The organism is Protofrankia sp. Cas4, assembly GCF_963555915.1.
Lineage (GTDB): Bacteria > Actinomycetota > Actinomycetes > Frankiales > Frankiaceae > Protofrankia.
Window position 1 is genome coordinate 1 of sequence record NZ_CAUVXL010000124.1, and the last position, 2,626, is coordinate 2,626.

The 2,626-nt window shown below is 61.4% G+C and carries 1 protein-coding gene and 1 pseudogene; one reads left to right on the forward strand and one right to left on the reverse strand.

All coding sequences use genetic code 11. The features are described from left to right. Nucleotides 1–121 precede the first annotated feature (121 nt). Nucleotides 122–886, reverse strand: a pseudogene (locus U9979_RS11565) (zinc-binding dehydrogenase). Between the two features lie 965 nt (nt 887–1,851). Here U9979_RS11565 and U9979_RS11570 point away from each other — a divergent pair. Then, nucleotides 1,852–2,184 (forward strand): hypothetical protein, encoded by a 333-nt coding sequence (locus U9979_RS11570; protein ID WP_322751225.1) that lies wholly within the window; start codon nt 1,852–1,854, stop codon nt 2,182–2,184. Nucleotides 2,185–2,626: the final 442 nt, after the last annotated feature.

A 2,626-nucleotide genomic window follows, 5' to 3' on the forward strand; every position in this document is an offset into this window, starting at 1 on the left:
CCCGGCACCCGTGCGGCCATGGCACCACGGGATGATCAATGCGCCGTCGGGTAGTACCGCAGTACCGGCCCGGACCGCGAGGGCGCCGCCCACTGGTGTTGACGGGACCGACCCGACGGTGTCACGACACCAGGACGATCTTGCCCGCGGTATGGCCGGTCATGATCTGGCGGTGGGTGGCGGCTTCGTGAAGCGGGTAGGTATAGGCGATCAGGATGCGCAGTCGCCCGGCCGCCGCAGCTTCGGTGAGATGGAGGCGGGCGGCGGCGCGGATTGCTGTCCCGGGGTCTGCGCCGGGCCCACCGCCGAGGAGTTTGATGCCGGCCTGGGCTCCGCGCTGAAATGCCGCGATGGTGGCGATGCGGGAACGGTCCGCGACAAGTTCCACCGAGACGTCCACCGCCTCGTCGGTGCCCACAACGTCGATCGCCGCCTGGACCCCGTCCGGCGCCACGGTGCGCACGCGTTCGGCCAGGCCCGGTCCGTACGCGATCGGAACAGCGCCCAGGCCGCGGAGTAGGTCGTGCTTGGCAGGGCTCGCCGTTGCCAGGACGGTGGCGCCACGCGCCACGCGCCACGCGCCGCCGCCAGCTGCACGGCGAACAAGCCGACGCATCCCGCGGCGCCGTGGACCAGGACCGACTCGTCCTTGCGCAAGCCGATCGCTTCCAGAGCGTGCACGGCGGTGACGCCCCCGACCATCAGGCCACCGGCCTGCTCCCAGGACAGGCTCGCGGGCTTCGGCGCCGAGCCGCATCGGCAGACCCGCCGGGTCGGTTCCGAAGGCCCCGCTGTACATCTTGTGGTCGACGGGATTGACGCCGGCGGCACGGACCGCGATGCGCACCTGGCCCGGCCCTGGGTCTGGGACAACGACGTCAATCATCGACAGCACCTCGGGACCGCCGTATGCGGTTGCCACCACTGCCTTGCTCACGGCAGGAGCCAACTCCGCGCCGGAGCGCTCGTTTCCGGACACTGTCATCCTTCCCGGGCCGCGTCAGCGACCTTTTCCAGCAAGGTCCTGAGCCGGGCGGTATTGGCACGCCCCAGATCCTCGATGATCTTGTTCTCGACCTCGGCGACGACGGCATCGGCACGGCGAAGGGCGGGTTCAAACGGTCGTAGCGACGCTCCGATAGGATGATCTCGGCAACGTCGACAGACTGGATGGTGGATGGTCCTGCGCGAGCTGTTGAAAATCGAGGAGCGGGAAATCATCTCCCGAGAACTGAGCCGGCCAAGTCGATAGAAATGTTCAACGATCTGCTGGAAAGGCATGTGTCGCCTTGACCGCTTGATTCCGCCGGTCAGCAATACTTGGGTCGAGGCGACGAAGACTCACATGCGCCAGCTCATGTGCCGGTCGTACGGTCTTCATTCACCCGCGACGATGATCGCCTTGACTACCCTTACCCGAGGCGGGCTTGAGATTAACCTCCCCGGCCGCAATTCGTGCTTGATGATCAACAACCCATTAACACGTCAGGAGAGGGCGTGCCGCCTCAGCTTGCGCGAGAATGGGCCTCCAGCTCGTCGAGGAAGACCTCGAACGTTCCAACACTGTCGCGAATGACCAAGTCGCCAGCGATGATACATCATCGATACCACTTCTTCTGACAGTGAGTGCGGACTCTGGTCGGTTCCGGCCAAGAGTAAGATCGAATTTCTTATAATTCATCCCCATCGTGATTGCAGGAGGTGGCGGGCCCGCCCCATGGGCGTGGCCCGCACTTGCTTATGGACATCATGGTAAGATTCCAATGTTTCATCGCGGAGAAGATGGTTCCGTATCTGTCCGACGGTCCGCCTATGCTCAAATCGATCCACAGAGTGAGGGCGGGGATCAGGATGACGGAAGATCTTGATCCGTATAATTCCGCTCTCGCCCCCGTGTGGCCCGTTGTTTCGGTCACGGCTTTTATTGTTTTCATTTTTGTCTACGTAATTATTCACGCTCTTGTTTCGAGAGGGATTTCGTCCCTGGTGGGAAATGCTGGATTCGCCCTTTCCTGTGGAATTTTAGCGTTTCAGGTAATTATTAATATTCGGCGTAAATTCACTAAATTTATTGACCGTAAACTGATTAAACTGCTTTTTCCGATCGCTTTTCCGTCAATTCTTGACTTCGGTATTATTGCTGTCATGGCAGTGCCATTCTATTTTCTTGGACCGGCTCGTTAAGGGGCGTCCGGGGCTGCTGTGACGGGACAAAAATGTCGGTATGCTGGTCGGTATCGGACGTTCTTGGCGTGAGAGAACCCGTGAACCAGTGAGGCCGCCTCGGACTGCCATGCCGGGTCGCTGCGCTGGCGGGCCGGTGTAGCCGGACCTTCACCGCCTCCAGCGGCAGGCCCACATGCTGATTGAGAACGAGCACCTCCGACTTCTTCCTGCCTGGCCGATACCGAATTTCCGCCGATGAATGGAAGTGGATCATGCTAGATGCCGCATTCCATGTTTTGCTGATCGACAGGGCCTCAATGACGCCCGGTGGCCCTCCCGTGCCCACCCAAAGAGACGTGGGACATCTGCCCGATCCTGACGACTTCGGTGAGGACGAGTGGCAATGCCACTGACGCTAAGTCGATCAAGCTGCAATCTGGGGGTTCAGCGGGTTGGCGAG